23 protein-coding genes and 1 riboswitch are annotated in these 24,349 nt (G+C 57.8%); of the genes, 3 read left to right on the top strand and 20 right to left on the bottom strand.

Annotation, left to right across the window (positions count from 1 at the left end; translation table 11 throughout):
* Nucleotides 1–14: 14 nt before the first annotated feature.
* The 12 genes from ACZF99_RS03550 to ACZF99_RS03495 all read right to left on the bottom strand — a co-directional run bounded on the left by ACZF99_RS03550 (nucleotide 15) and on the right by ACZF99_RS03495 (nucleotide 11,035).
* Nucleotides 15–941 (bottom strand): ATP-binding cassette domain-containing protein, encoded by a 927-nt coding sequence (locus tag ACZF99_RS03550; RefSeq protein ID WP_483609125.1) that lies wholly within the window; start codon nucleotides 939–941, stop codon nucleotides 15–17.
* Nucleotides 941–1,354, bottom strand: coding sequence for a GntR family transcriptional regulator (locus ACZF99_RS03545; protein ID WP_483609123.1), 414 nt, complete (start codon nucleotides 1,352–1,354; stop codon nucleotides 941–943). The genes ACZF99_RS03550 and ACZF99_RS03545 overlap by 1 nt, the downstream gene beginning before the upstream one ends.
* 46 nt (nucleotides 1,355–1,400) lie before the next feature.
* Nucleotides 1,401–2,117, bottom strand: a complete 717-nt coding sequence (locus ACZF99_RS03540; RefSeq protein ID WP_483609121.1) for a hypothetical protein — start codon at nucleotides 2,115–2,117, stop codon at nucleotides 1,401–1,403.
* A 215-nt stretch (nucleotides 2,118–2,332) separates the two neighbouring features.
* Nucleotides 2,333–2,797, bottom strand: coding sequence for a DUF420 domain-containing protein (locus ACZF99_RS03535; RefSeq protein WP_483612517.1), 465 nt, complete (start codon nucleotides 2,795–2,797; stop codon nucleotides 2,333–2,335).
* A 122-nt stretch (nucleotides 2,798–2,919) separates the two neighbouring features.
* Nucleotides 2,920–3,090 carry a hypothetical protein gene (locus ACZF99_RS03530; protein WP_483609119.1) on the bottom strand — a complete coding sequence of 57 codons (171 nt, stop codon included), beginning with the start codon at nucleotides 3,088–3,090 and terminating at the stop codon, nucleotides 2,920–2,922.
* Nucleotides 3,091–3,163: 73 nt separating this feature from the next.
* Nucleotides 3,164–4,123: a cytochrome c oxidase assembly factor CtaG gene (ctaG, locus tag ACZF99_RS03525; protein ID WP_483609117.1), complete on the bottom strand. Its 960-nt coding sequence runs from the start codon at nucleotides 4,121–4,123 to the stop codon at nucleotides 3,164–3,166.
* 195 nt (nucleotides 4,124–4,318) lie between these two features.
* The gene (locus tag ACZF99_RS03520; protein WP_483609115.1) at nucleotides 4,319–4,639 is read right to left on the bottom strand and encodes a cytochrome C oxidase subunit IV family protein; all 321 of its coding nucleotides are present in this window, start codon (nucleotides 4,637–4,639) and stop codon (nucleotides 4,319–4,321) included.
* A gap of 3 nt (nucleotides 4,640–4,642) precedes the next feature.
* Nucleotides 4,643–5,269: a cytochrome (ubi)quinol oxidase subunit III gene (locus ACZF99_RS03515; RefSeq protein ID WP_483609113.1), complete on the bottom strand. Its 627-nt coding sequence runs from the start codon at nucleotides 5,267–5,269 to the stop codon at nucleotides 4,643–4,645.
* On the bottom strand, nucleotides 5,266–7,116 hold the full coding sequence (gene ctaD, locus ACZF99_RS03510) for a cytochrome c oxidase subunit I (protein ID WP_483609111.1): 1,851 nt from the start codon (nucleotides 7,114–7,116) through the stop codon (nucleotides 5,266–5,268). The genes ACZF99_RS03515 and ctaD overlap by 4 nt, the downstream gene beginning before the upstream one ends.
* A gap of 98 nt (nucleotides 7,117–7,214) precedes the next feature.
* Nucleotides 7,215–8,273 (bottom strand): cytochrome c oxidase subunit II, encoded by a 1,059-nt coding sequence (gene coxB, locus ACZF99_RS03505; protein WP_483609109.1) that lies wholly within the window; start codon nucleotides 8,271–8,273, stop codon nucleotides 7,215–7,217.
* A 1,678-nt stretch (nucleotides 8,274–9,951) separates the two neighbouring features.
* Entirely contained in the window at nucleotides 9,952–10,707 is a 756-nt protein-coding gene (map, locus tag ACZF99_RS03500; protein WP_483609107.1) for a type I methionyl aminopeptidase, read from the bottom strand.
* Nucleotides 10,708–10,846: 139 nt separating this feature from the next.
* A complete protein-coding gene (locus ACZF99_RS03495; protein ID WP_059042463.1) occupies nucleotides 10,847–11,035 on the bottom strand; it encodes a hypothetical protein in 189 nt (62 codons plus the stop codon).
* A gap of 269 nt (nucleotides 11,036–11,304) precedes the next feature.
* On the opposite strand from ACZF99_RS03495, the gene ACZF99_RS03490 reads away from it, so the two are divergent.
* Together ACZF99_RS03490 and ACZF99_RS03485 are read left to right on the top strand one after the other, a co-directional pair.
* Complete coding sequence (locus tag ACZF99_RS03490; RefSeq protein WP_483609104.1) at nucleotides 11,305–12,492, top strand: MGDG synthase family glycosyltransferase; 1,188 nt, start codon at nucleotides 11,305–11,307, stop codon at nucleotides 12,490–12,492.
* Between the two features lie 38 nt (nucleotides 12,493–12,530).
* Nucleotides 12,531–12,869, top strand: coding sequence for a DUF4870 domain-containing protein (locus ACZF99_RS03485; RefSeq protein WP_483609102.1), 339 nt, complete (start codon nucleotides 12,531–12,533; stop codon nucleotides 12,867–12,869).
* A gap of 74 nt (nucleotides 12,870–12,943) precedes the next feature.
* Here the strand turns inward: ACZF99_RS03485 and ACZF99_RS03480 are convergent, their stop codons facing one another.
* The 6 genes from ACZF99_RS03480 to ACZF99_RS03455 all read right to left on the bottom strand — a co-directional run bounded on the left by ACZF99_RS03480 (nucleotide 12,944) and on the right by ACZF99_RS03455 (nucleotide 21,309).
* Nucleotides 12,944–14,311 (bottom strand): nucleobase:cation symporter-2 family protein, encoded by a 1,368-nt coding sequence (locus tag ACZF99_RS03480; protein WP_483609100.1) that lies wholly within the window; start codon nucleotides 14,309–14,311, stop codon nucleotides 12,944–12,946.
* Nucleotides 14,312–14,339: 28 nt separating this feature from the next.
* Nucleotides 14,340–14,936 (bottom strand): xanthine phosphoribosyltransferase, encoded by a 597-nt coding sequence (locus ACZF99_RS03475; RefSeq protein WP_483609098.1) that lies wholly within the window; start codon nucleotides 14,934–14,936, stop codon nucleotides 14,340–14,342.
* A 174-nt stretch (nucleotides 14,937–15,110) separates the two neighbouring features.
* A riboswitch (purine riboswitch) is annotated at nucleotides 15,111–15,210 on the bottom strand.
* Nucleotides 15,211–15,305: 95 nt separating this feature from the next.
* Nucleotides 15,306–15,623, bottom strand: coding sequence for a hypothetical protein (locus ACZF99_RS03470; protein ID WP_483609096.1), 318 nt, complete (start codon nucleotides 15,621–15,623; stop codon nucleotides 15,306–15,308).
* Nucleotides 15,624–15,877: 254 nt separating this feature from the next.
* A complete protein-coding gene (locus ACZF99_RS03465) occupies nucleotides 15,878–16,678 on the bottom strand; it encodes a zinc ribbon domain-containing protein (RefSeq protein WP_483609095.1) in 801 nt (266 codons plus the stop codon).
* Between the two features lie 485 nt (nucleotides 16,679–17,163).
* Entirely contained in the window at nucleotides 17,164–18,048 is an 885-nt protein-coding gene (locus ACZF99_RS03460; RefSeq protein ID WP_483609093.1) for a hypothetical protein, read from the bottom strand.
* A gap of 108 nt (nucleotides 18,049–18,156) precedes the next feature.
* Nucleotides 18,157–21,309, bottom strand: a complete 3,153-nt coding sequence (locus tag ACZF99_RS03455; RefSeq protein WP_483609091.1) for a DEAD/DEAH box helicase — start codon at nucleotides 21,307–21,309, stop codon at nucleotides 18,157–18,159.
* Nucleotides 21,310–21,472: 163 nt separating this feature from the next.
* On the opposite strand from ACZF99_RS03455, the gene ACZF99_RS03450 reads away from it, so the two are divergent.
* Nucleotides 21,473–22,237 carry a hypothetical protein gene (locus ACZF99_RS03450; RefSeq protein WP_483609089.1) on the top strand — a complete coding sequence of 255 codons (765 nt, stop codon included), beginning with the start codon at nucleotides 21,473–21,475 and terminating at the stop codon, nucleotides 22,235–22,237.
* Between the two features lie 239 nt (nucleotides 22,238–22,476).
* Here the strand turns inward: ACZF99_RS03450 and ACZF99_RS03445 are convergent, their stop codons facing one another.
* Nucleotides 22,477–22,854, bottom strand: a complete 378-nt coding sequence (locus ACZF99_RS03445; protein ID WP_483609087.1) for a RidA family protein — start codon at nucleotides 22,852–22,854, stop codon at nucleotides 22,477–22,479.
* A 68-nt stretch (nucleotides 22,855–22,922) separates the two neighbouring features.
* Nucleotides 22,923–24,344 (bottom strand): ATP-binding protein, encoded by a 1,422-nt coding sequence (locus ACZF99_RS03440; protein WP_483609085.1) that lies wholly within the window; start codon nucleotides 24,342–24,344, stop codon nucleotides 22,923–22,925.
* Between the last annotated feature and the right edge of the window lie 5 nt (nucleotides 24,345–24,349).

Here is a 24,349-nt window from a genome sequence, read left to right as displayed (position 1 = left end):
AATGATTCATGCCATTAAACCATGGCCGATTCCGTTGCCGGTTTGGCCGCCGGGTGTCCTTGAATCCAAAGCTGTAAAATTTCATCCAACTCCAGGCTGCGGGTCTGCAACACCTGCAAGCCTTTGGCCGAAAGGCTCTGCTGCAGTTCCCCTTCATGCTGCTCCTGTACGACCAGTTTCGTTACCGACGGCCCATCCACGCAGAGAATCGTTCCTTCCGGCAAATCGCCCGGCGAACATCCGCCGCTTCGGATCCAGATTTCCTTCCAACTGCTGAACAATTGATCCTTTTCGGCCATCCCCAGCACCTGTCCCTGATGGATCAATGCGATATAATCGGCCAGCCGCTTCACTTCCTCGGCGACATGGGTCGCGATCAATATCGTCATGTCCTCCCCGGCCATGAAATCCCGGAGCTCGCCGATCATGCCCTTCCAAGCGAACGGGTCCAACCCCGAGGATGGCTCGTCGAGCAGCAGCAGCTTCGGTCTGGCCGCCAGCGCCGCCGCGATGTCGAATTTTCGCCGCTCCCCCTTGGACATCCGGTTTAATCGTTCCCTTCTCGGCACCTCAAACCGATCCAGCAATTCCCCAAAGAGCTTCTCGTCCCAAGCCGGGTACCAATGCGATCGGAACTGGGCGGCCCGCTCCGCCGTCATATAGTTCTCTTCCGGCTCGGGCGCTTCGGGGACATAGGCGATTTGTTGCCGAAGTCCGACCGGCATGACGCCGGAGAACGCTTGCCCGAACCAGCGGATTTCCCCCGCATCGGGCATAAGCGTCTGCTGGATCAGTTGCATCATCGTACTTTTCCCGGAGCCGTTGGGTCCAACCAGGGCCACAATATACCCCTTCGGGACTTGGAGATGCAGCGGTCCGATCGTCTTGCGGCGGCCCTGCTTGAGCGCTCCGATCAGCTCGATTGCCATGGGTTGTTCCATTAGTCCGGTTCCCCCTTGCTTTGCGGCCGGTCGTATTTCTGATTAATGATTTGCAGAAACAGCCGCTTCAATTCTTCTTCCCCGTACTGCAGCGATTTCCCGGTGTCCACGGCGGCTTCGATTGCTTCCTTGACGACCGCAGTGCGGTATTCGTCGCGTTCAGCCGTGCCGACCTTGGCAACGAACGTGCCCGTGCCCTGCCTCGTACGAAGCAGTCCCTCATTCTCCAGATCCTGATATACCCGGCGTACGGTGATCACGCTGCAGTTCAGGGCTCCGGCGAATTCCCGAATCGAAGGCAGCAGCGTTCCTTCTTCGATTTGCCCGCTCACGATCAGCGACCTAAGTTGCGATTCGATTTGATGATACAGCGGGGCCGCGCTATTTTCGTTTATCTGAATGGGAATCCACACCTTTCTAAATCACCTCCGCTGTCAACTCTTGCCCATCCCCTGCGTTTCAACCCAAATCCCGGGTTTGCAGCTTGCGCTGCGTCACAACGGACAGCAGAATCAAACCCAGGGCGCCGACGGCCAACGATCCCCACGTCAATGGCGATAACAGACCATAACGCCGGGAGACGTCCATCGTATACAACAATAAATTCCCCCCAAGCCAATCCGCCGCGATCGCGAGCAGTCCGAGCGCAGCCATGAAAAGCACCGTCATCCATAAATACGCTTTGCCCTTCTTAAGCAACTCGAAGTAGATGAACACCCCGTTGATAAGCAAAGCGTAACCGGTCCAGGTCAAGGCAAAGGCGATAAATTCGTCGGGAGCGAACGTAATCTGCGGCGAGGCCGACCAATAAAACGTATTGTAGAAAATGATTGCGTTGAACAGCATCGCAGCCCCTAATTGAATCAGTCTGCTTCGCATGACCGTCTTCAGCGGTATCGGCAAAACGCGGTAATAACGCAGCATCCGGGTATACGCATCCTCTTTAATGTAGTTAAACGATCTCCGCGAGAAAAAGAACCCCGTAGACGGGATCATCGTCAGCATTAGGAAGTCGCTGATCGGACTTTGCAAGTACCCGACTTCCTGGCGAGTCCCCACCATGGAACCGAGCATCAGCGAGACGTACAGCATGAAGATGACGTTCCAGATCAGAACCAGCCGATCGGTGCGCAAATCTTTAATAAAAATAACCCAAGCGTCTTTCCAACTGTCCAAGTCGATCTACCTCTTTCCCCCCGCTCGGACTCATATGTCGTTTGTTCCCCGATAGGGCCTAAAATTCACTGTGCTTACTGTTTATATCTTTATACACAGTATATACTGTGCTTACTGGAGTGTCAACCATCCCCTCCGTTTACGCAAAAAAGCAAGTGGCAGGATTCCCGAGAAACCCCGCCGCTTGCGCTTGATATGAATATTCGGCTAAACCGCTAGGCGCCCAAAATAACTTCCCACACCGGTTTCGTATGGCCACCCGGATACATTAAGTACAGCAGCACATAGACGGCTACACCGGTAATGGCCGTGCAGAACCAGATGACCGAAGTAACCCGGCCCCACTTGCGGTGTTTCGCATATTTCGCCTTAAAGCCGAGCACCAGCGTAGTGATGCCGAATACGGCCGCGACGGTGGCCAAGACGATATGGAAGACAAGGAACGTTTGATAATACCCCTTCAGGCTGTCCGGTCCGCCCCATGATGTATTCCCGATAAAAACGGTCCGCGACATATAGATTATGAAGAACACCAGCGCCGCCGCCGCGGCAGCGATCATCGTCTTTTTGTGGGCCTCCCGTTTCCCCTTGATGATCAGGCCCCAGCCGATCGCAACCAGTACCGCGCTGATCACGATAAACGAAGTGCTTAGTGTCGGGAATAACGTGAACACATCCAATTTGTGCATCCTCCTAAAAATGTGGTGAGCGTTACGGCTGCAGCCAGGCTGCGAAACAGCACTTGTTTCGCAAGCATTGGCTTGTTCTGTGAAGGTAACGCCCTCGAGCACGCTTCGAAAGCTTAAGCCTTCGGCTGCTTGCCCTGCTTGCCCTGCTTGCCCTGCTTGCCCTGCTTGCCGCAAATAAAGTTACTTTTTAACCTTATTCCGAAAAAAATGGCCCTTCTCCGTAAAATAGCGACACTTTTTGTCCCTATTTTCAGCGCCGGATAGCCAAATCGGCCTTCAGCCAAGAAATAAGACTAAAAAATGTTCTTATTTCAGGCGAAAAACCCGATCCGACACAAATAAGGCTACTTTTTACTCTTATTTGGCTCGAAAACCGGTCCGAGGCAGCGAATTCAGCGGCGCGGCGTTCGGCAGCACCGGGCCGCCCGTATCTCCGTCTTCATCGTTTTCGCGGTTTTCCTGCCTGTACCAATGGAAAAACACATAGGCCAGCATCGATGCGAAGATGAATTCCTGAATGAATTTCATCATGATGCCGCCGACCTGCTGATCGATGTCCGGCTGCAGATAGCCGAAAAACTGCGGGCCGCCGAACTGGCGGAGCAGCAGCGACGGGTCGCCCGCCACACAGTAGCCCATTGCCCGCGCCCAAACCGCAGGATCGCTGTAGGTCGCATAAAGCGGTTGGTCCGCGAAGATGATCAGGCCGCAGGCCGGCGTCAGCAGCACCATGTTGAGGAAAATGAAACCCATTTTCTTCAACCCCTGCACCCCTGCCCTTTCCGGCAGCGGGTTTACGAGCGTCCACCACATGAGCACCGCCGCGACGAACAGCACAATGTAATACAGGCGGTGCACGCCAAAATGCAGCATGACATAATCGTGGACCACCGGAATGTGGTAAAACGAAAACAGCCCGTTGAATACGACGGCCGCCACGATCGGATGGGCTAGAAACTTCAACCCCCGCAGCGGGCTCGCGGCCAAAAAGGCGGCCAGCTTCCGCCAAACCCAAGGCGGAAGGCCCAGCATCAGCAGCGGTGGCGCCAGCAGATAGGACATCGCCATGCTGAGCATGTGGAAGCTGAACATCATATGGCCCAGCAGTTCCACCGGACCGCCTTGCGCCAGGTAGAGCAGCAGCAGCCCGGTAACGAATAACAGCTTCCGGCCTGGCGAAACGCGGGAGTCCCCCTCCGCCCATTTGTCGCCGCCCGGCCCGATCAGCACGAAATATCCGGCCGTCACCAGCAGCATAAAAGCCAAAAATACCGGGCTCCAAACCGCCGTAAAACTAAAATATTCTAATCCCAGCACGGCAAACCCTCCCTTCACAGCGCCGTCAGTTCTGTCCAAATTGTGAACAAGCCCGCAAATACGACAAAAACGGTGACAGCGCCCCAAAGGGACGGTACCGTTTCTGCATTGTTCCTATCGATATCCTAGCCATAACCTCCAAAAAGAGGGGAACCGCCGGCCTCAACCAACCGGCAACCCCCGCCTTCCTATGGTTTACCACCACATCCAATATAAAGCGGCGATAATCGCGGTAAATGCGACGAAAAATCCGCCGGCCATAAAGATGATCGGGATCAAGTGTCCCTTATCCTTCATATGCATCCAATAACCCAGTTGGACCAGCACCTGCAGCACCGCCATCACCAGCAGCAAAATGACGGTAAACGCGGTGTTCACCCCGCCTGCCGCGACCGCCGCGAAAGCGATTAACGTCAGGACGATGGAGAAAATAAACGCGATGATATGCTTCTCCGGACCTTCATGCCGCTGGCGGTGCTTCACCGTCGGCGAACCGTTCGACTCCTGATTGACCATCCGTTAGACCACCTTTCCGAGCAGGTAGACAACCGTGAAAATGAACACCCAAACGACGTCGATGAAATGCCAGTAAAGAGCGGACACGTAAATTTTCGGTGCCGTAACGACGGTTAGGCCCTTCTTATAAAGTTGCCCGATAAGCAGCGCAATCCACAAAATCCCGAACAACACGTGCGCTCCGTGGAAGCCGACCAGCGTGTAGAACGCCGAGCTGAATGCGCTTGTTGTCATGCCATACCCCTCATGGAGGATGTATTCGGCAAATTCGTAAATTTCGATGATCAAGAAGGCCAGGCCTAGCAATACCGTTACACCTAACCAGCCGGCCAGCTTCCCCTTGTCTCCGCGGTGCATCGCTTGAATGGCGAAGACGCTGGTCAAGCTGCTGAGCAAGAGGATAAATGTAGCCGCCGCCGTCAACGGAAGCTGAAATAATTCGCTGGCGGACGGACCGTCTGCGACTTGGTTCCGCAGCGTCAGGAAGGTGGCAAACAGCGTACCGAACAGCACGGCCTCTCCCCCGAGAAACAGCCAGAATCCCAGGATTTTATTGCGGCCTTCCAGCGTCGCCTTCTCCGGTTCATGCGGCAGCGTGCCTGTTGCATGCGATGGGTTTGGCGTACTCATGCTTTGACCCCCTTCCCTTTCAGTTCGTCCGGTTCAATGTGCCAGCCGTGATCGTCATACAACGAACGGAGCAGCATCGACACGAACGTGATCGCCAGGCCGACGCCGACGACGATATAGTTATTGAACAGGAAGTTCATCAGACCGTTGCCAAAATCATCGTTGGTGAACATAAAGCCCAAACCTGCGATAAACAACCCAACCGACATGACGAAAGGAAGAATCGTCGGCGACGGCATATGGATCGGACCAACCGGTTCCGCCGGCGTCATCTCCTTGTTGCCGGCCATTTTCTCTTTCCAGAACGCATCGATGCCGCGCACCAATGGAATTTGCTTGAAGTTGTATTCTTCCGGCGGCGACGGGATCGCCCATTCCAGCGTACGTCCGTCTTCCCAGGCGTCGCCCGCGACGCCTTTCGGTTTTCTCGCCGTGATCGCGATATTCACCAGGAACAAAATCACGCCCACGCCCATCAGGAAAGCGCCGATCGTACTGATCAGGTTCATCAGATCAAAGCCTTGATTCGGCAAATACGTGAAGACGCGGCGCTGCATCCCGATCAAGCCGAGGAAATGCTGCACGAAGAACGTGAGGTGGAAACCGATAATAAAGAACCAGAACTCCCATTTCCCCAGTCTTTCATCCAGCATGCGGCCAAACATTTTCGGCCACCAGTAATGAAGTCCGGCAAACAAACCAAGCACCAGACCGCCGACAATCACGTAGTGAAAATGCGCTACGACGAAGTAAGTATCATGATATTGGTAGTCCGCCGGCGCCGAAGCCAGCATGACCCCGGTAACGCCGCCCATAACGAACGTCGGGATAAACCCGGAAGCGAACAGGTTTGCCGTCGTAAAACGGATTTGCCCGCCCCACATCGTGAACAGCCAGTTGAAGATTTTGATCCCCGTCGGAACGGCAATCAGCATCGTGGCGATGGAGAACAGCGCGTTGGCCACCGGCCCCATCCCTGTCGTAAACATGTGATGCGCCCAAACCATGAAGCCCAGAAAGGCAATCAGGATCGTGGCAAACACCATCGAGCTATAACCGAACAGCCGCTTGCGCGAGAACGTACTTACGACCTCGGAGATGACCCCGAACGCCGGCAAAATCAAAATGTACACCTCGGGGTGTCCGAAAATCCAGAAAATATGCTGCCACAATACCGGGTTGCCGCCGCTTTCCACATTAAAGAAGTTAGCGCCGAGAATCCGGTCGAACGTCAGCAGAACCAAACCCACCGTAATCGCCGGAAAAGCGAACAGAATCATCGCCGACGTCACGAATGTGGTCCAGGTGAACATCGGCATCCGCATAAAGGACATGCCCGGCGCGCGCATCGTGATGATCGTCGCCAGGAAATTGATGCCGCCGATCAGCGTCCCGAGACCGGCGATCTGCAGGCCGATCGTATAGAAGTCGACCCCGTGCGTCAAGCTGTAGGTCGTCGAAGATAGCGGCGTGTACGAAGTCCAGCCGGCATCGGGCGCGCCGCCCATGATCCAGCTAAGGTTCAGCAGCAAGCCGCCGAACAGGAACGTCCAAAACCCGAGGGCGTTCAGAAAAGGAAACGCCACGTCCCGGGCCCCGATCTGCAGCGGAATGACCGCGTTCATAAGAGCGAAAATGACCGGCATGACGCCCAGGAAAATCATGGTCGTGCCGTGCATCGTGATCAATTCGTTGAACTGCTGCGCGGTCACGAAATCGTTCATCGGTTTCGCCAACTGCACGCGGATCAGCAATGCTTCGATACCGCCGATCCCAAAAAAGAAGCCGCCAGCCACCAGATACAGAATGGCGATTTTCTTGTGATCGACCGTTGTCAACCAGTCCATTAACCCCTTGTGCCGCTTGACAGTGTGAGCATGAGCCAAGGTTTGTACCCCCTCTTTGAATTCCTATCCATCCATGCCGTCCTTAGAGGCACGCAAGATTAATAAGATAATTTGCTGTTGGCCAAATAGTCGGCGATCGCTTCGATTTCCGCATCCGTCAGCCCGAGGTCTTCCTTCGGACTCGGCATTTTGTTGCCCGGCTTCACCTTCTGCGGATCCGTCAGCCATTCCACCAAATTATCCTTAACCGGTTTGCCGTCGATCGGTTTGCCGGACGCTTCCGCATTATGTAAAATGCTCGCTACCGTCTCCCTGCTGCCGATGCCCGTCAGGTTTGGCCCGATCGGTCCGCCTTGATCGCCCACCGCGTGGCAGTTCAAGCATTGCGTCTTAAACACTTCGGCCACGGCCGGGTCCTGGATCGTCTGCACCGGCGCCTTCATCGCTTCAACCCAAGCGTCGAAAGAATCCGGGCTGACCGCCTTGACTTTGAACTCCATGAAGGCGTGGGATTTCCCGCACAGCTCGGCGCACTTCCCGAGGTAAACCCCTTCGTTCGTGGCTTCCAGCCAAGCTTTGTTGATCGTTCCGTCCGTATTCGTGTCCGTTTTGCCACCGAGCGAAGGCACCCAGAAGGAATGCAGTACGTCGGCCGTCTTCAACTCAAGCGCGATTTTCTTGCCTGTGGGAATAATCATGTCCTGGGCCGTCGTAATTCCGTAATCCGGATACGTAAACTCCCACCAGAACAAATGCGAAGTCACTTTAACCTTCACGGCATTCGCATCCTTCGAATAGTCCTCGCCGAAAGCGAATACCTTCTGCACCGTAGCAACCGCCAAAATCAAAACCAGAACGAGCGGAATGGCCGTCCAGATGATTTCCAGCTTATGGTTGCCTTCCACTTGCTTCGGGATGTCCGTTTGACCCGGCTTGCGGCGGAACTTGACCCACACGTAAGCGGCAATCCCGAATACGATCAGCATAACGACCACCATGATCGTAATCGACAGTTTAATTAATCCGAGCTGACCCTCGGCTACCGGACCCTGCGGTCTAAGCACGGACAGGTCTTCGCGGCCGCATGCGGACAAGAGGAGCGCCAGCATGGCAAGCAAAGGCAACAGCCGCTTAACAGCCTTCCACGGTTTCATCATTGATCTACCCCACTTCTTACGTTTTCTTCCGCAGCATCACAGTGATTTCCAGCCTTAGCAGTCCAAAAAATCTACCTGTCTATCACGGAAACTACATTCCTGTCAATTACAACAATCACCTATTAAATATATGATCGAACCCCTTTTTTGTCAATGATTCAAGGGTAGTTCACAAATTGTTCAAAAATCCGAAAAGCCGCACCGCAGAAGGTTTTGTTAACGTTTTCCCCATTTCGACACCGACTGAAAGGGCTGTCATTTCCGAACATTTACCGGCGAATTGTGACAATCCCCCGCTCTGCTTCATTTTTGACATTTCTTCAAACTTTATTTCGTTTTAATGAAAGAAAAGTCGTCTTTATTGTTTGGAGACCTGAGCCTTAGGTGGAATTCCATCGCGAATAGATGCCCCGGGCGGTACCGAGTGTTAGGACAAAGGGGGGGATGCTGGTCAGTTGAGGGGGGCTGAAGGTGCTGGGAGTACTGGGGGAGCTGGGAGTACTGGGAGTGCTGGGGGTACTGGGGGGTGCGGATGGTAGTACTGCGAAGCGCTGCGGGGTTACGAACTTTACTGGAGGTGCAGACATCTCTAACGGAACGTATTGACCTTATTTGCTCATTTCCCGATCATTTCCCGCTGTAACGGAACCCAGCGACCTTATTCGGCTTATATCGCCGAGATTTAGCCTTGCCTGCCCCAAATAAGGTCTCCTGATTCCGTTAGAAATCGGGACATCATCATATCGGACAAATAGCGGCTCTGCGTTCCGTTAGAATGCCGAAGCAATGAGTACGGCTTGATGTCGATTGATTAGTTGGCAGATACAAGGTATAGCAAGAATGATCTTTACCACGCGCCACACTAACTGATCATCGGCAGAGTCACACTAATAATGGCACTCACGTGGCTGGGAGCTAACACCAACTCCCCCATGCTGCAAGTCAGGCTAACGGAACGTATTGACCTTATTTGCTCATTTCCCGATCATTTCCCGCTGTAACGGAACCCAGCGACCTTATTCGGCTTATATCGCCGAGATTTAGCCTTGCCTGCCCCAAATAAGGTCTCCTGATTCCGTTAGAAACCGGGACATCATCATATCGGACAAATAGCGGCTCTGCGTTCCGTTAGAGTTCCGAAAGAAAGCGATGCGTAGGCGGTGGCGTAGTTTGTGCGTAGTTTGTGGTATGCAGTGGCGTAGGCGGTGAGTAATTGGTGTGTTGTTAGTGTGTTGTTAGTGCATTGTTGGTGCATTGTTGGTGCATTGTTGGTGCATTGTTGGTGCATTGTTGGTGCATTGTTGGTGCATTGTTGGTGCATTGTTGGTGCATTGTTGGTGCATTGTTGGTGCATTGTTGGTGCATTGTTGGTACTAGTTAGTGTGTTGTTGGCGCGTTATTTAGTACATAGGCAGTCCGTAGACGAAACGTAGGCGATACCTAGGTGACGCGTAGGCCGTGTAGTCGGTGTCTAGCAGCGCGAGCTGGAGACCCCATGAACGACTTGAAGTGTTTGTGAAAAGGCGTCTCTTTGGAGGCATCGCTCCGACCGGTTGAATTCAAGCGATGCCGTGCCCCTACTCCTTGTAAACCGCGTGATCGAATTGCGAACGCTTTGGGGACAGACAGCCTTATAAAAAGAAATAAGAGAGAGGCGCGCTCTCTCTTCTCTCTTTCTCTACTCCCCGTTCGTCAGCACCAACGGTCCATCCTCCGTGATTGCCAGCGTGTGCTCATAATGCGCTCCCAGGCTGCCGTCCGCAGTGCGTATCGTCCAGCCGTCATCCTCCCACAGCACGGCGCCGCTGTCCCCGCCGGTAAAGATCGGCTCGATCGTGATGACCATCCCCGGCTGCAGCGGCACTCCGCTACGCGGCCGGCCGAAGTTCGGCACGTCCGGCGCTTCGTGCATCGCCCGGCCGATCCCGTGGCCGATCAGCGGCTTGACGATGCCGATGTTTGCCGTTTGCGCCACGCGCTGCACCGCATAACCGATGTCGCCGACCTTCTTGCCGGGCACGGCCTGCGCGATCCCGGCCAGCAAGGCCTGCTCGGTGGTCGTCAGCAGCTTCTCCGCCTCCTCGCTGACCTGGCCGATCCGGTAAGACCAACCGGAGTCGGCCATCCAGCCGTTTTTCCCCACGACGATGTCGATCGTCACGATATCCCCGGCCGCCAGCTTGCGGTTCCCCGGGAACCCGTGGCAGACGACGTCGTTGATTGACGCACAGGTCGCAAACGGAAAGCCGCGGTATCCTTTCTGCTCCGCAGAGGCTCCCCGCTTCTCCAGAAACGACTCTACGAAAGCGTCAATCTCCAATGTAGTGATTCCCGGCCCGATCATTTTAGCGATTTCGCGGTGGCATTCAGCCAGTATCCGTCCCGCTTCGCGGATCCGCTTGATTTCTTCTTTGGATTTTAAACGTATCTTCACGTTCCGATTCTCCTCCCGCTGCCGTACGACGATTGTTTTCGCAATGTTCCGCCTGGTTTAATATATGTGGGAACGGACGAAAAAAACCGCCCCGAACGCCCAAGGCGCCGGAACGGCGATATGCTTGCATTCAAATGATTCAGGAAACGGACGAATCCAATTTCCCGAGCTCATGCTCAACCAGGTGGGTCAATTCCTCTTCATAGCCGCCCATTATACGATACTTGCGGACATATTCTTTCACGAACTTCTTCGGATCCTTTGGTTTGAAGATTCGGGTCATTTCCCGTAAACTTTCTTTCACTTCGTCATGACCTTTCGTTGCCATACTGATTCCCTCCCAGAACGCTTAAGGTAAATGCTCCGATTTTGCAACGCCGAAAAGTGCAGGTTCACATCATGAAGTCGTGCCGGCTATTCAGTTGTATGGAATGACCTCCTATTCCCTTATTGTAACATATTCGGAATCAGGTTTCAGCTTTCTTCCAATCGTACATTTTTTATACGGTTCCCCTAATAATATTTATAAACGGGACGAAGGGGCAAACTACAGCCAGCTTGTTGCCATTGCCTGGACTTGAAGAGGAGTGATACGCCATGACTTCCCGACCTCCGAAAATCATCATATTATATGCCAGCTACGGAGATGGGCATTACCAGGCCTCCAAAGCGGTCGAAGCCGGATTGCGAAGCAGGGGCGTGACGGACGTCACGCTGCTCGATCTGATGGCCGAGGCCCACCCGCTGCTCAACGGGTTGACGAAGTTCGTCTACCTGCAGAGCTTCAAAACGATTCCCGGCCTCTACGGCTGGGTCTATAACGCCACCAAAGAAATGCACCCGGAAGCGCCGCTGCTCGAAGCGATCAATTCATTCGGGATCGGCAAGCTGCATCAGACGCTGAGGCGGAGCCGCCCCGATCTGATCATCCATACCTTTCCCCAATTAGCCATGCCCCGTCTGCTGAAACGGACCGGACAATCGTTGCCGCTCGCAAACATCGTGACCGACTTCGACCTGCACGGACGCTGGATCCACTCCGGAGTTGACCGCTACTACGTAGCGACCGACGACATGAAGGCGGAAATGATAAACCGCGGCATTCGCGAGGACCGCATTCGGGTTAGCGGCATCCCGGTAAAACCGGAATTCGCCGGCAGGCACGAACCTTCCGGCGAGGCGCTTCCTGAAGTTCTGCAGGATGTTCTTCCGGGACGACGTCCCGGTAAAATCACCGTTTTGCTTATGGCCGGCGCTTATGGTTATATGCAGGGGATACGCGAAATCATCGAACGGTTAATCGACCTGGATGCCTACCGGGTCATCGCCGTTTGCGGAAGGAACCGCGAACTTTACCGAACGCTTCAGGAGCAACTCGCCCCCCATCCGGACGTGCACGTGCTAGGGTACGTCGAGCAGGTGGCCGCGCTCATGCGAAGAAGCGACTGCATCGTGACCAAGCCGGGCGGAATTACGCTGTCCGAGGCGTTGGCCTGCCGGTTGCCGGTGTTCGTGTACCGCCCCGTCCCCGGGCAGGAGCTTAACAACGCGCGGTACCTCGCGCAAAAAGGCGCAGCCTGCATCGCCCGCACCCCCGCGGAGCTGATCGAGGAAATCGCTGCGCTCTTCGGGGACGAACCCCGGCTGGCCGAGCTTCGCGGGAAAATCGAAAACCTCCGCCGGCCGGAGGCCGCGGAGGTCATTGCGGACGATATATTACAGCAATGGTTCGGGCCGAAGCGGGCCAAGCTGGTTCTTACGGGAGAAGGCTCGTCATACATTTAGGGTAAGACAATCCTCTCCCGAAAGAAGGTGTCGCCCATATGTCCCCTTTCAAATCATCCACCGGCCTCTACGAGAACGTCGCCGGCTTCCTGTGTTACCTGCTGGCCTTCGTCGGCGGCGTCGCTTTTCTCGCGCTGGAGCGGCGCAGCCGATTCGTGCTGTTCCACGCGCTGCAGTCCGTCATGCTGTTCGGCGGCCTGATGTTGGCCCACGCCTTGTCCGGGTTCCTCCCGGTCATCGGCCTGGTCGTCAACCTGCTTCTCACCCTGCTGGGCGTAACGCTTTGGATGGTGCTGATGCTGGCCGCGCTCCAGGGCAAATGGCTGAAGCTGCCTTGGATCGGCGAGCTGGCGGAGAAGCAACTGCAGCGGATGTAGCACAACAGATGTAGCTGCAACGGGTATAGTTGCAACAAGTATAGTTGCAGCTTGTCCTTGTGCCAGCTGCCGTTTTACGCCGTGGCCCCGGCGGACTCGCCCGGTTCGGCCGGCTCTTCCGCCGAAGACACCTGGCGATTTCCGCCCAGGCCGTTGAACAACAGGTTCATCACGATCGCCGTAAAGCTGCCCGCGACGATCCCGTTGTCCACGAGAATCCGCAGCGTGGACGGCAGCCGGTCGAACAGCTCGGGCAGCACGGTCACGCCCAGCCCCATGCCGACGGAACAAGCGATGATCAGCAGGTTTTCGTGCCGGTTCAAATCGACCTGGTCGCCCAGCATCCGAATGCCGGAAGACAAGACGAGCCCGAACAACGCGATCATCGCTCCGCCGAGCACCGACGTCGGCACCAACTGCGTCAGCGCGGCGATCTTCGGCACAAAACCGATCAGGATCAGCAGCGCGCCGGCCACGACGATGACGTCCCGGGTTTTCACCCGGCTCATCTGGACAAGCCCGACATTTTGCGAATACGTCGTATACGGGAATGAGTTGAAAATCCCCCCGAGCATGATCGCAAGCCCTTCCGCCCGGTAGCCCCGCGTCAAATCCTTATCGGTGATCTCTTTACCCACGATTTTGCCGAGCGCCATAAACACGCCGGTTGATTCCGCAACGCTGACGATCGCCACCAGAATCATCGTCAGAATGGCCGAAGCGTGGAACGTCGGTTTGCCGAAATAAAACGGCTGCACCGCATGAAACCAGCTGGCTTCTTTAAGCGGAGTCAAGTCCACTTTGCCGGCCAGCGCCGCCACCAGCGTTCCGGCAATCAGGCCCAGCAGTACGGAGATCGAACGCGGGAAGCCTTTGGCGAAACGGTTCATCAAAATAACGAACAGCAATACCCCGAAGCCGAGCGCAAGGTTGAGCGGACTCCCGAAATCGGGATTCTCGCCCGGACTGCCTCCGCCAAGATCGGAGATCGCCACCGGGATCAGCGTAACGCCGATGATCGTGACGACGGAGCCGGTGACGACCGGCGGAAACAACGCGATCAGCTTGCCGAACAAGCCGGCGAACAGGAAGACGAACACCCCGGAGGCGATGATCGCCCCATAAATCGCCGAGACCCCCGCACCGTCCGTCAGTCCGATCGCGATCATCGGCGACACGGCCTGAAAGGCGCAGCCGAGCATAACCGGGAGGCCGATGCCGAATAGGCGGTTCCCCCACACCTGAAGCAGCGTAGCAACGCCGCAAGCCAGCAGGTCAATAGCGATCAGATAGGTCATCTGCTGCGGCGTGAAATTCAGCGCGCCCCCGACGATCAGCGGTACGATGACCGCCCCGGCATACATCGCCAACACGTGCTGCAAGCCAAGCGACAAGGTTTTGAGCGGATGCCGGCGTTTCTGAAAAATACGTTCTCGTTCCATATGTTAAAGTTCCTCCCCTGATTGATAGTTAATCGCATGAATGAATAGGCGCATCCTCGACGAAGGCCACTGCGCCATCTTCCAACGAGGCAATCCGAACGAGCGACTCAACGCGGTATCCCGCTTCCGTAAGCAGCCGCGCGCCCGGCTGGAACGACTTCTCAATGACAATCCCGATGCCGGCAACAAAGGCCCCGGCCTTCTCCACAACGCGGGCCAGTCCGAAGGCAGCCTCGCCATTCGCCAAAAAGTCGTCCACGATCAACACCCGGTCATCCGCACGCAGAAACTTTTTCGACACCGTGATCTCGTTCGTTTCCCGCTTGGTGAACGAGTATACTTTTTCCACATAAATGTTGTCCTTCAACGTCAGCGATTGATGCTTGCGCGCAAAGATCATCGGCACGCCAAGCTCCAATGCCGTCATAATCGCCGGGGCGATTCCCGAGGATTCGATCGTCAGCACCTTCGTTATGCCCTCGCCGGCAAACCGCCGGGCAAACTCGGCCCCCACTTCCTTCATCAGCACCGGATCCATTTGATGGTTCAGAAACGAATCCACCTTCAATACCTGGTTTCCCAGCACAGTCCCTTCCGCCATCACTTTATCCCTCAGCAGTTTCATTCCCGTTTTCCCCTCTCCAAACGAATTATTTCTAAATATCAGCCAAACGCAAAAAAGCCCATTCCTGAACGGAAATGGACGTGTAAACAGAAAGCACCCGATGCGAACCCGAAGAAAAAAGCGGAACCAAGGTGTCAGGCAAAAAGAAACCTGAAGCCTCCGCTTCCCGGGCTTATACGCAGCGTTACTTTCCGTAGTCCGATCATTCCGGTGATCAGGTAGAGACATACAGGCCGATCCCTGTACTTATACGGAAAATCCATGGATTCATACACAATGTTAGAAGTATAACGCATCCCGCCCGGGAAGAGGAAGAGGAATTTCGAGGGATTCGTGAAAACTTTGCAAAGCTTGCGAGAGTGACGCGAATTAGAGCGGTTTTTGCTCCCGCGGCAGAAGGTTGGTGAGCAGCGATTTCAATTCACCGTCTTCCTTATAGCTCTTCTCGCCTGTGTCGAGACGGCGCACCCGGATCTCGCTGTAATCCGAACCGGCTTCGGAGGGCTTAAACACGAGGTTTTGCCGGTCCTCCATGCGCAGCTTGTATCCCATTTCCTCGAACATCTGCAGAAAATCGCTTTCTTTCGGAGACTTCCCGGGATCGAGAAAAATCAGCCCCCGCAAACTCTTCACTTCATCCTTATATACGACGTCAAAATGCACGATGCACTCCATGTGTCTGTTCACGCTCCTGATCACTGAATTATGCGGTATAGCATCCCCCGCCGCCGGCGGGAACATCCGCCGTAAGCCGCGCCAAGCTCCATCGGACCTGCGTAAGCAAAACCGGCACGGCAGCTGCGGGACCGCCTCCCGGCTCGTCCCTGCGCCGCCCTGCCGGCGAATACCGCATGCTTATCTATTACTACGAATGACTGCGCTGCGAAGGCGGTTGACATTATGACAACCTGATGAACTTTGAGCCCCGCCGCATTGCGGCATCAAATTTGTTCCGAGCCGCAATGCGGACACCATTTCGTGCCTTTCACCAGCGTAGAAGAACAAATTTGGCACTTGACGGTGGCCACGCCGCCGATCATCACTTCCACTTCCGGGCTCTCCGGTTGCGACGCCCCGGCGGTTTGCGACCAACTGCGGATGCGCCGGTCCAGCTCCTCCTGGCGTTTGCGCTCCCGCTCCAGCTCGCGCTGCCGGCGCTCCTCTTCCTCGGAATCGGTCGGCTCCGCCGCCTCGGGCACCTCGGCCGGTTCCCGCTGCTCCGTCTTCTCGCGAACCAGGGAAGCGGCAAGCACCAGCGTATCCATCTCGCTGACCGCCGCCGGCTCCATGACGGCCGGCTCGGAACTCACCGCCGCCTCGCGGTCCACCGGAGGCTGCGCCGGTTTCTCGGCGGGCTTCAGCACTTCCGTCGGAACGGCCGGCTTCGCCTTGGCCAGCTTATGGCCGCAATATTGGCAGAACAAGGCGTCCTCTGCCACGTTCCGCCCGCAATCGCCGCACAGGCGTTCATTTTTGAGTTCGGCGATTTTCATGCGGATTTCGTCGCGCTCTTCCGTGAGCAAATCGCAGGTTTTGGCCAGCTCAAGCATCTCTTTTTCCGCTGCGGCCATATCCTTTTTCCGGTAAGCCTCAAAAAACACTTCGCCCATTTTCTGAAAATATAAACCGAGTTCGCGTTCGATATTGGAAATTTGGGTGTTCAGTTTGCCGATCTCCACGACATTTTGCGCGCGATCGGTAACCTTGCCCGCACTGTCTTTCAACCGTCGTAAAATATTCATGACATGATTCCTCCCCGCGAAATATTCATTATCATACCAGATTTTGCACCCCCGTGAAACTGTCCTGCGACTTAGGACGCGGCTTCTCCGGTTTTTAGCCCCGCTGGTGAGAGGTTGCAGGAAGAGTTCTCTTAAGACGGAGGAGGAATGCAGGCGACCGAGATTCGTGATTAGCATGGGCAAACTTGGAGCGTGGAACGTACAGAGGGAGAAGGAGTGCGAAATGAGCTTGTTACGGATGCGATCAGGTAAAGCAGCGAAGCGCGTTTAAGAGAATAAGACTTATTGGTGAGAGAACACGGCTTGGTGAGCTTGGTGGGGAGTGCAGCTTAGTGCCGGGAGCGATCCGTCTGTAGGCGGGACGCGGTCACGTGCGGGAGCGTTACTCTGCAGCGTGGGGGGAGTCTGGCGGCGCGGTTGAGCGGTCGTACTCCGCACGGGCAGCCGGGGCGGCCCGGACAGCCGCGCGGCCCGCGCAGGGCAGGTCAGCGCGGCCCGCGGCGCAGCGGGGCGGCGAGCTCCTCCGCCCGCTGCATGACCCGCCCGGCGACGAGCGACAGCCCCGTCGCCGCCCCCCGCACGCCGGGCAGCAGCGCCGCCCACGGCGCCGGGTCCGGGCCGGGCAGCGGCGGCTGCGCGCCCGCCGCTGGGCCCGCCGGGCCGAGTTCCACGTCGACGTCGTGGAACTCCGGCCCGGGTTGGTGCAGCCGGCCTTGCTCGGCTGCCTCGGCCAGCCGCTCGGCCAGCGGCTGGCCGCCCGGGCCGGCGGCCTCGCGGCGCGCGCCTTCGCGCGGCCCGGCGGCGCGGCGCAACGCGGCCTCGGCGTCCGCCAGCGGCGCGGCGGCGGCCCAGGCCGCCCACACGGCGGCGAGCAGCGCCTCGCGCGTCCAGCCGAGCCGGGCGAGCCGCAGCTCGGCGGCCGCCGCCCAGGCCGCACGGGCGGCGGCCAGCGCCGGCGCAAGCCGGGCGCAGCCGGGGTCGCCGCAGGCACAGCGCGCGCCGCCCCACGCGCCCGGAGCGGCGGCCGCGCGGCCCTCGCCGGAGCTCGCGGCGGCACCCCCACCGCCGTCGTGGCCCGGGCTTTTGCCGCGGCCGTCCGCAGCCGCCGCCCCGCCTGCGCCAAGCGGCCACGGCGCAAGCTCCGCCGGCAGCAGCTTCGCGATGCCGGCGGCCCCGTGCTCGGCAAGCGCCGCCACCATGCGCGGACGCTCCGAGAGCCGGCGCAGCAGCGCTTGCTTCTCCCGCTCCGCTGCCGGCGCCACCGGGATCAGCACCGCATGCTCCGGCTCCAGTTCCACCCGCAGGCCCTCCGCTTCATAACGAACCTTCGGCTCGCCGGACTCCTGCGCTATCTTCTTGGGCTGGGTCACGCGTAATCCTCCTCTACGCCAAACTTTTCTACCAGGTGTGTCCTGTTGTTTCGAACAGGTACGCACAGCTTCCTTCCTGCAGTTGCCCCGAGCCTTAGGTGCAGGCGCTTAGCTGAAGCCGAACGCCCCTTCCGGGAAAAGCCCGCCTTCCCGCAGGACGATCAGGCTGCGCAGCTCCTCGTCACTCATTTCCGTCAGCCATTGCTCGCCGGAGCCAACCACCTGCTCCGACAACGTTTTTTTCCGCTCGATCAATTCGTCGATCCGCTCCTCCAATGTTCCTTGGCAGATGAGCTTGTGCACCTCGACGTTCTTCTGCTGCCCGATTCGGAACACCCGGTCGGTCGCCTGGTTTTCCACCGCCGGGTTCCACCACCGGTCATAATGGACGACGTGGTTGGCCCGGGTCAGGTTGAGGCCGACGCCGCCGGCTTTCAAGGATAATACGAAGATCGGCGAACCTTCGCCGTCCTGGAACGCCCGCACCATCGCATCGCGTGCTCCCTTCGGCACGCCGCCGTGAAGGAAAAACGGGCGGATGCCGTACCGCTCCGCCAACCGTTCTTGCAGCAGCTCCCCCATTCGCACGTATTGGGTAAAAATCAGCGCCGCTTCCCCGCTGTCCATAATCATATCGAGCAGTTCACCGAGCCGCTCCATCTTGCCCGAGCGCCCGAAAACGGCCGACTCCGGCGGCCGGCCCCCCCGAACCAGCTCGGGGTGATCGCAGATCTGCTTCAGCCGAGTCAGCGAAGATAACACCAACCCCTTGCGGGCAATGCCGTTATGGCTGCCGATCCGCCCGAGCAGCTCCGCCGTCACCGTTTGATAGAGACGGGCCTGTTCGGCGGTCAGCGTACAGTAGGATTTCAGCTCGATCTTCTCCGGCAAGTCCTTGCGGATATCCGGGTCGCTCTTGAGGCGCCGCAGCAGGAACGGCGCAACCAGCTTCCGCAGCTTCTGCAGCTCGGCCGCTTGCTGCTCTCCCCCGGCTCCGGCATAACGCGTCCGAAACGACGAGTGCGTGCCCAGGTATCCGGGGTTCAGAAATTGGAAGATCGACCACAGCTCGCTCAGCCGATTCTCCACCGGAGTGCCCGTCATGGCGATCCGGTGCGGCGCGCTAAGCTTCATCACGCTTTGCGCTTGTTTGGTTCCGTAATTTTTGATGTACTGGGCTTCATCCAGCACCACCGTCGTCCACTCGACCGAACGCAGTTCCTTGGCGTCGCGGCCGGCCAACGGATACGTCGTCAGAACGATGTCGCACGTCCGGTACTCTTGCAGAAAGCGCTCCTCGCGATAACGGTCGCTCCCATGGTGCACGTACAGGCGCAGCCCCGGAGCAAAGCGGGAGAACTCGCGCTGCCAGTTGCCCAGCAAGGAGGTCGGACAGATGATCAGGCTCTTGCCTTTGGCCTGCGCGGCGCCGTCCAACAGCACGGAAATGACCTGCACCGTTTTCCCCAAACCCATGTCATCGGCCAGCAAGGCGCCGAATCCGAGCTCGCGCATCGTGGCCAGCCACTGGTATCCCCGTTCCTGATAAGGGCGCAGCGTCCCGTTTAATCCGGAAGGCACCGGCCGCGGCTGCGGCTGACGAACCGCCCCGCCGGTCATCAGCATGGACAGCATCCCCGTGGCCTCGATGCCGGCGATATCCACCCCCTCCAGTTGCACGTCCTCCTCGCCGGAAGCCAGGTGCATCAATTCCCGAAAGGTTAGGGTTCCGTGTTCATGGCGCTTCATAAACTTGAGCACCTGACGGATTTCCTTCACATCGACTTCAATCCATTCGCCGCGAAAAAAAACGAGCGGCAGCTTCGCCGAAGCCAGCTCGGCCAGTTCCTCCCGGGTAAGCTCGCGGCCGCCGAGCAGCGCCTCCGCTTCAAAGGCGACCAATTCGTCCACGCCCAACTTCGGCATCCCGGCCGCCCCGCCTTCCGGCGACCCGGCCGCAAATCCCCGGGTTTTGAGGCGAATGCCGGCCGGACGCCGCCCCTCCCGGGTCCAGCGGCTCGGCATTTGCACGGTTACGCCATGCTTGCGCAGCGCCGGCACCGATTTGCTTAAGAAAGCAAGAACTTCCTCCGGTTCCATGAACAGTTCCTGCGGGCGCGGGCTCTCCAGTGCGGCGGCCACTTCCCGGGATACCCCGGCCGCTTTGCTCAGCCGCAGAAGGAAGCTCTCCTGTACGTTTCGGTACAGGAGGCCGTGGATTTCCAGGTCCGGCTCGGGATAACTCCAAATCAGCCCGGCCGGCAGCAGCACGCCGGCATCCTCCGCCCCTTCGGCCCAAAAGCTGAGCCGCCAGGACGAAGACGCCGCTGGCGCCTCTCCGTAGTCCTGGTACGGCTCCACGCGCAGGCAGAGGCGCAAGCTTCCCGTCGCCAGGCCGCCGGCTTCGGGTTGCGCGGCTCGGGGGCGGCCGCCTCCGGCAGCGGCGACGTCTGCGCTTAGCTGCTCCAACTCCGCCGCGCTTCCCTGAATATCGGCAGGCTGCCCGCCGGTCAGGAGGCCGTTCCACCATAGCTCGGCCAGCGGCGAGGAGCCCCGGTGGTAGTCGGCCCGGACGGCATTCAGCTTCCGCCCCAGATCCTGAACCGCACCTCGCGTTTCGTGATCGATCATTGCGGTCAAAAACGAGTGCAGCACCGCCATCTGCCGGTCCTCGAGCAGCCCTTCTTCTTCGGAGGATACCGCGCCCGTTTGCACGGCCGCCAGACAAATCGGCGGCATCGCGCCAGCCAGCCGCCGAAACCGAGCCGCGTCCTCCGGCTCCGTCAGCAGCGGCCCCCAGGCCGCTCGCATTTGCCCCTGTGCGCCGCGGCGTCGCCCGGTGGCAGCCACCGGACGTATGGACGGCGCAATCCTGCCGCGCAGCAGCAACTCCAGGGCAAACCGGGCCGCTTTGCTCCAATAGCTCATTTCCGCACCCGGCTTAATCCCCTGCTCCTCCCAAACCGATTCGTCCCATTGCAGAAGCAGGCGCCACGCCTCGGATACAGGCAAGGACAACCCCTCAAGAGAGCGGCCGACCAGACTCCGCCGTTCCCCGCTCTTATAGGACTTCCGTACGGTAGAGACGGGATACCTGACCTCCGCCAGCCGCAGCACAGCATGCTGAAAAGGCCGGACTCCCGGCTTCGGCTCCATCCGCCGAAGCACTGCGGTCCAGGCATCCACCTTCGACTCCGAGACTTCTCCGGAGAAGCAAAACAACACATCGCCCAGCCATATTCCGTAAAGACGTTGATTCATGATGATCTCCCGTCGGTTATCCTGATTCCTAGCCAAAATTCGTTACTAACATCTTATACGAAAAACGCGGCATATAAAACCGCGATCCTTCCCGTCCCTTATCTTTTGAAGAAAAATGGGGAATATTGCAAGTACCAAGACAAACGAAGGAGGTAGGTATCCATTGAGGCGCGACCGGACCGGTTATTGGTGTAATCTCGCCTCGTTTGCGACGCTGATAGCGGCAAACCTGGCGGCAGCGGCGCTCCCGTTCGGCATCCGCCGTCCCGGAGGGCTTTCGCAAGGCTTTCATGCGCTCCTCACCCCGGCGGGTTACAACCTCTCGGTCTGGCTGCTCATTTACGGCTTGTTGACCGGTTGGGTCCTGTATCCGTTGCTGCGGCCGAACCGCGAGCCGTTTTCGGCTCCGCCCATGCCGATGCGTTTCCTGTTGTCCTGCATGCTCTCCATCGCTTGGGTGACGCTGGGCGATCGGTACCCTCTGCTTTCGCTGGCGGCGTTGCTCCTGCTGGTGGCCGCCGCGGCCTCCATGTACCGAAGCACCCGGCAAATCCTCCGCCCGTCCGCCGCAGAGGTCTGGTTTGTGCGCCTTCCTTTCAGCCTGTATTTCGGGTGGATTTCCGTTACCGCGCTCGCCAGCATCGACGCCGCGCTGCTCCGGGCCTACGGTTCCGAAGGTCCGCTTTCCGGCCCATGGCAGGCCGGGCCCACGATCCTCCTCCTGGTTATCGGGGTCGCCGCCGCCTGCCGGATCGGGTTCCGATGGCGGGACGCTATCGTTCCGCTCACGTTTGCCTGGGGGTATGGCGCCATAACGACCGGGCCTGGGCCTCACCGCATCGTGGCGATCGTCTCCGGCGCCGGAGTCCTCGCCCTGGTCGTTTATGCGCTATGGCTCTCCTTTCTGCGCTCTTATGAACGTGATTAGGGCTATCTTGTGTTCATGCCTTGATGTCCCTCCTGCTGCCTTTGCACGCCTATCCCTTTCATTCAGGGGGGCGGGAGCCCGGAGTAGGTCGAGCTTCTTATCCAGTTCACGACCTATCTGATCAAAGGGGATCATCATGCAAAGCGTCCGGCCAACTGCGTTATCTTCGCAAAAAAAGCCGCCGGAAGGTTGCACCCTCCGGCAGCTTATCCGGCTCAAAAGAGCCGGGGCTTGGGCCGTTATTTAACCGCGATAACCTCAATTTCAACAAGGCCGTCCTTCGGCAACCGCGCCACTTCGACGGCGCTGCGCGCAGGATACGGCGCGGCGAAAAACGAACCGTACACTTCGTTCACCTTGGCAAAATCGTTCATATCCTTCAGGAATACGGTCGTCTTGATGACCTTGTCCAATCCGCTTCCGGCGGCGGCCAACACGGCTTGAACATTCCGCAGCGCCTGCGCGGCCTGCGCTTCGACCCCTTCGGCGAACTGGCCGGTTTCCGGCACCAGCCCCAACTGGCCGGAGGTAAAGATCAAGTCGCCCAGTTGGATCCCCTGCGAATAAGGGCCAATCGCACCCGGTGCGGCTGCCGTGGAAATCTCATGCTTCTCCATAACCTGTCATCCCTTCCTTTCTTCTTCCCATTTTAACGATAAGCGGTCCGTTACGGCAAGCCAGTCGACTAACCCGCCTCCCCCTCATGCTCCCGGGCCGGCTTTAAGGGCAAGTAGAAAGAAAACGCGCTGCCCTGTCCCTCTTTGCTTTTCATTCGGATGTACCCGCCCAACAGCCGGGCCAAGTTGCTGCTGATCGAAAGCCCCAACCCGGTTCCCCCGTATCGCCGGCTGATCGATCCGTCCGCCTGCTGAAACGCCTCGAAAACGGCGGACTGCTTCTCCTCAGCTACGCCGATGCCGGTATCCGATACGGTGAAGACCAGCCATTCCCCATCGGATACCTCGTTCGCCGCAGCTCTGCGGATATCCAGCTCCACGTATCCCTCATGCGTAAACTTGAACGCATTGGACAATAGATTCCGCAAAATTTGTACGATCCGCTGCGGGTCGGAGATGATCGAATCGGGCAAGCCCGCCTCCTGTCGGATATTAAAAGCGATTCCCTTCTGGGCGGCGGTCCGTTCAAACTGCACCTGCATCCAGACGGGGAGCTCGGCCAGCACCACCTCCTCGTTCATAATCTCCAGACGCCCCGCCTCGACCTTGGTCAAATCCAGAATGTCATTGATGATCTGCAGCAGCTCATGCCCGGATTTATTGATAATGCGGCCGTATTCCGCGATCTCTTCCCCGGCCTCCTCCGATTCGCCGATCATTTCCGCCAGATTGATGATGCTGTTCAGCGGCGTCCGCAGCTCGTGCGACATCGTCGCCAGAAATTCCGATTTATATCTGGAAGCCTGGGCCAGCTGTTTGGCCCGGTCTTCCAGCACGATCTTGGCCTTGTGCAGCTCATCCGTTTGCTTGCGGAGCAGCTCATTGGCGTACTTCAGCTCCAGGTTTTGCCTGGCCCCAAGCTGGAAATCGCGAAGGATCAGGGCGAATCCCAAGCTGAGCAGGATACTCATCGGCAGCGCGACCGGCATGATTTCAAGCAAATAATGCCGTGCCGGCACGACACCGAAGACAGCAATGTTCAAGCAATTGACCACATTAACGACCAGGATGGTAACCATGCCTTTGACGGCAAAGCGGTGACGGGTGCGCCGCATCCAAAGGTTCAGGCCGGCACAAACAAATCCCAGCAAGGTCAGGTTCAGCAAACCGACCATCGCGGCCTCGCTGTAACCGAACGTCAGCCGGGCCAAGCCGATCCCGGTTCCGATCACGATCAGCGTCAGCGGACTTGAGTACACAAATGCCGCTATGATTAGCGGCACCAGGCGAAGGTCGAACAAAACATCCTCTTTGAGTTGGAAGCCGAACTTCATGCAAATCCAGCCCGACAAGATCATCAACAGAACGGATAGGACATGAAGGGTGTTCTGCGACACTTTTCGCAAAACGTATTTATATAGGATATTGGCCAAATAGGCCACCGTAACCAACAAGCTAAGATTCAACACAAAGGTTTTACCGATCCCCATATCCC

It is taken from the genome of Paenibacillus sp. JL3B1040 (assembly GCF_057063165.1).
The sequence above is the reverse complement of the archived record's forward strand: the minus strand, read 5'-3'. Positions and strand labels throughout refer to the sequence as shown.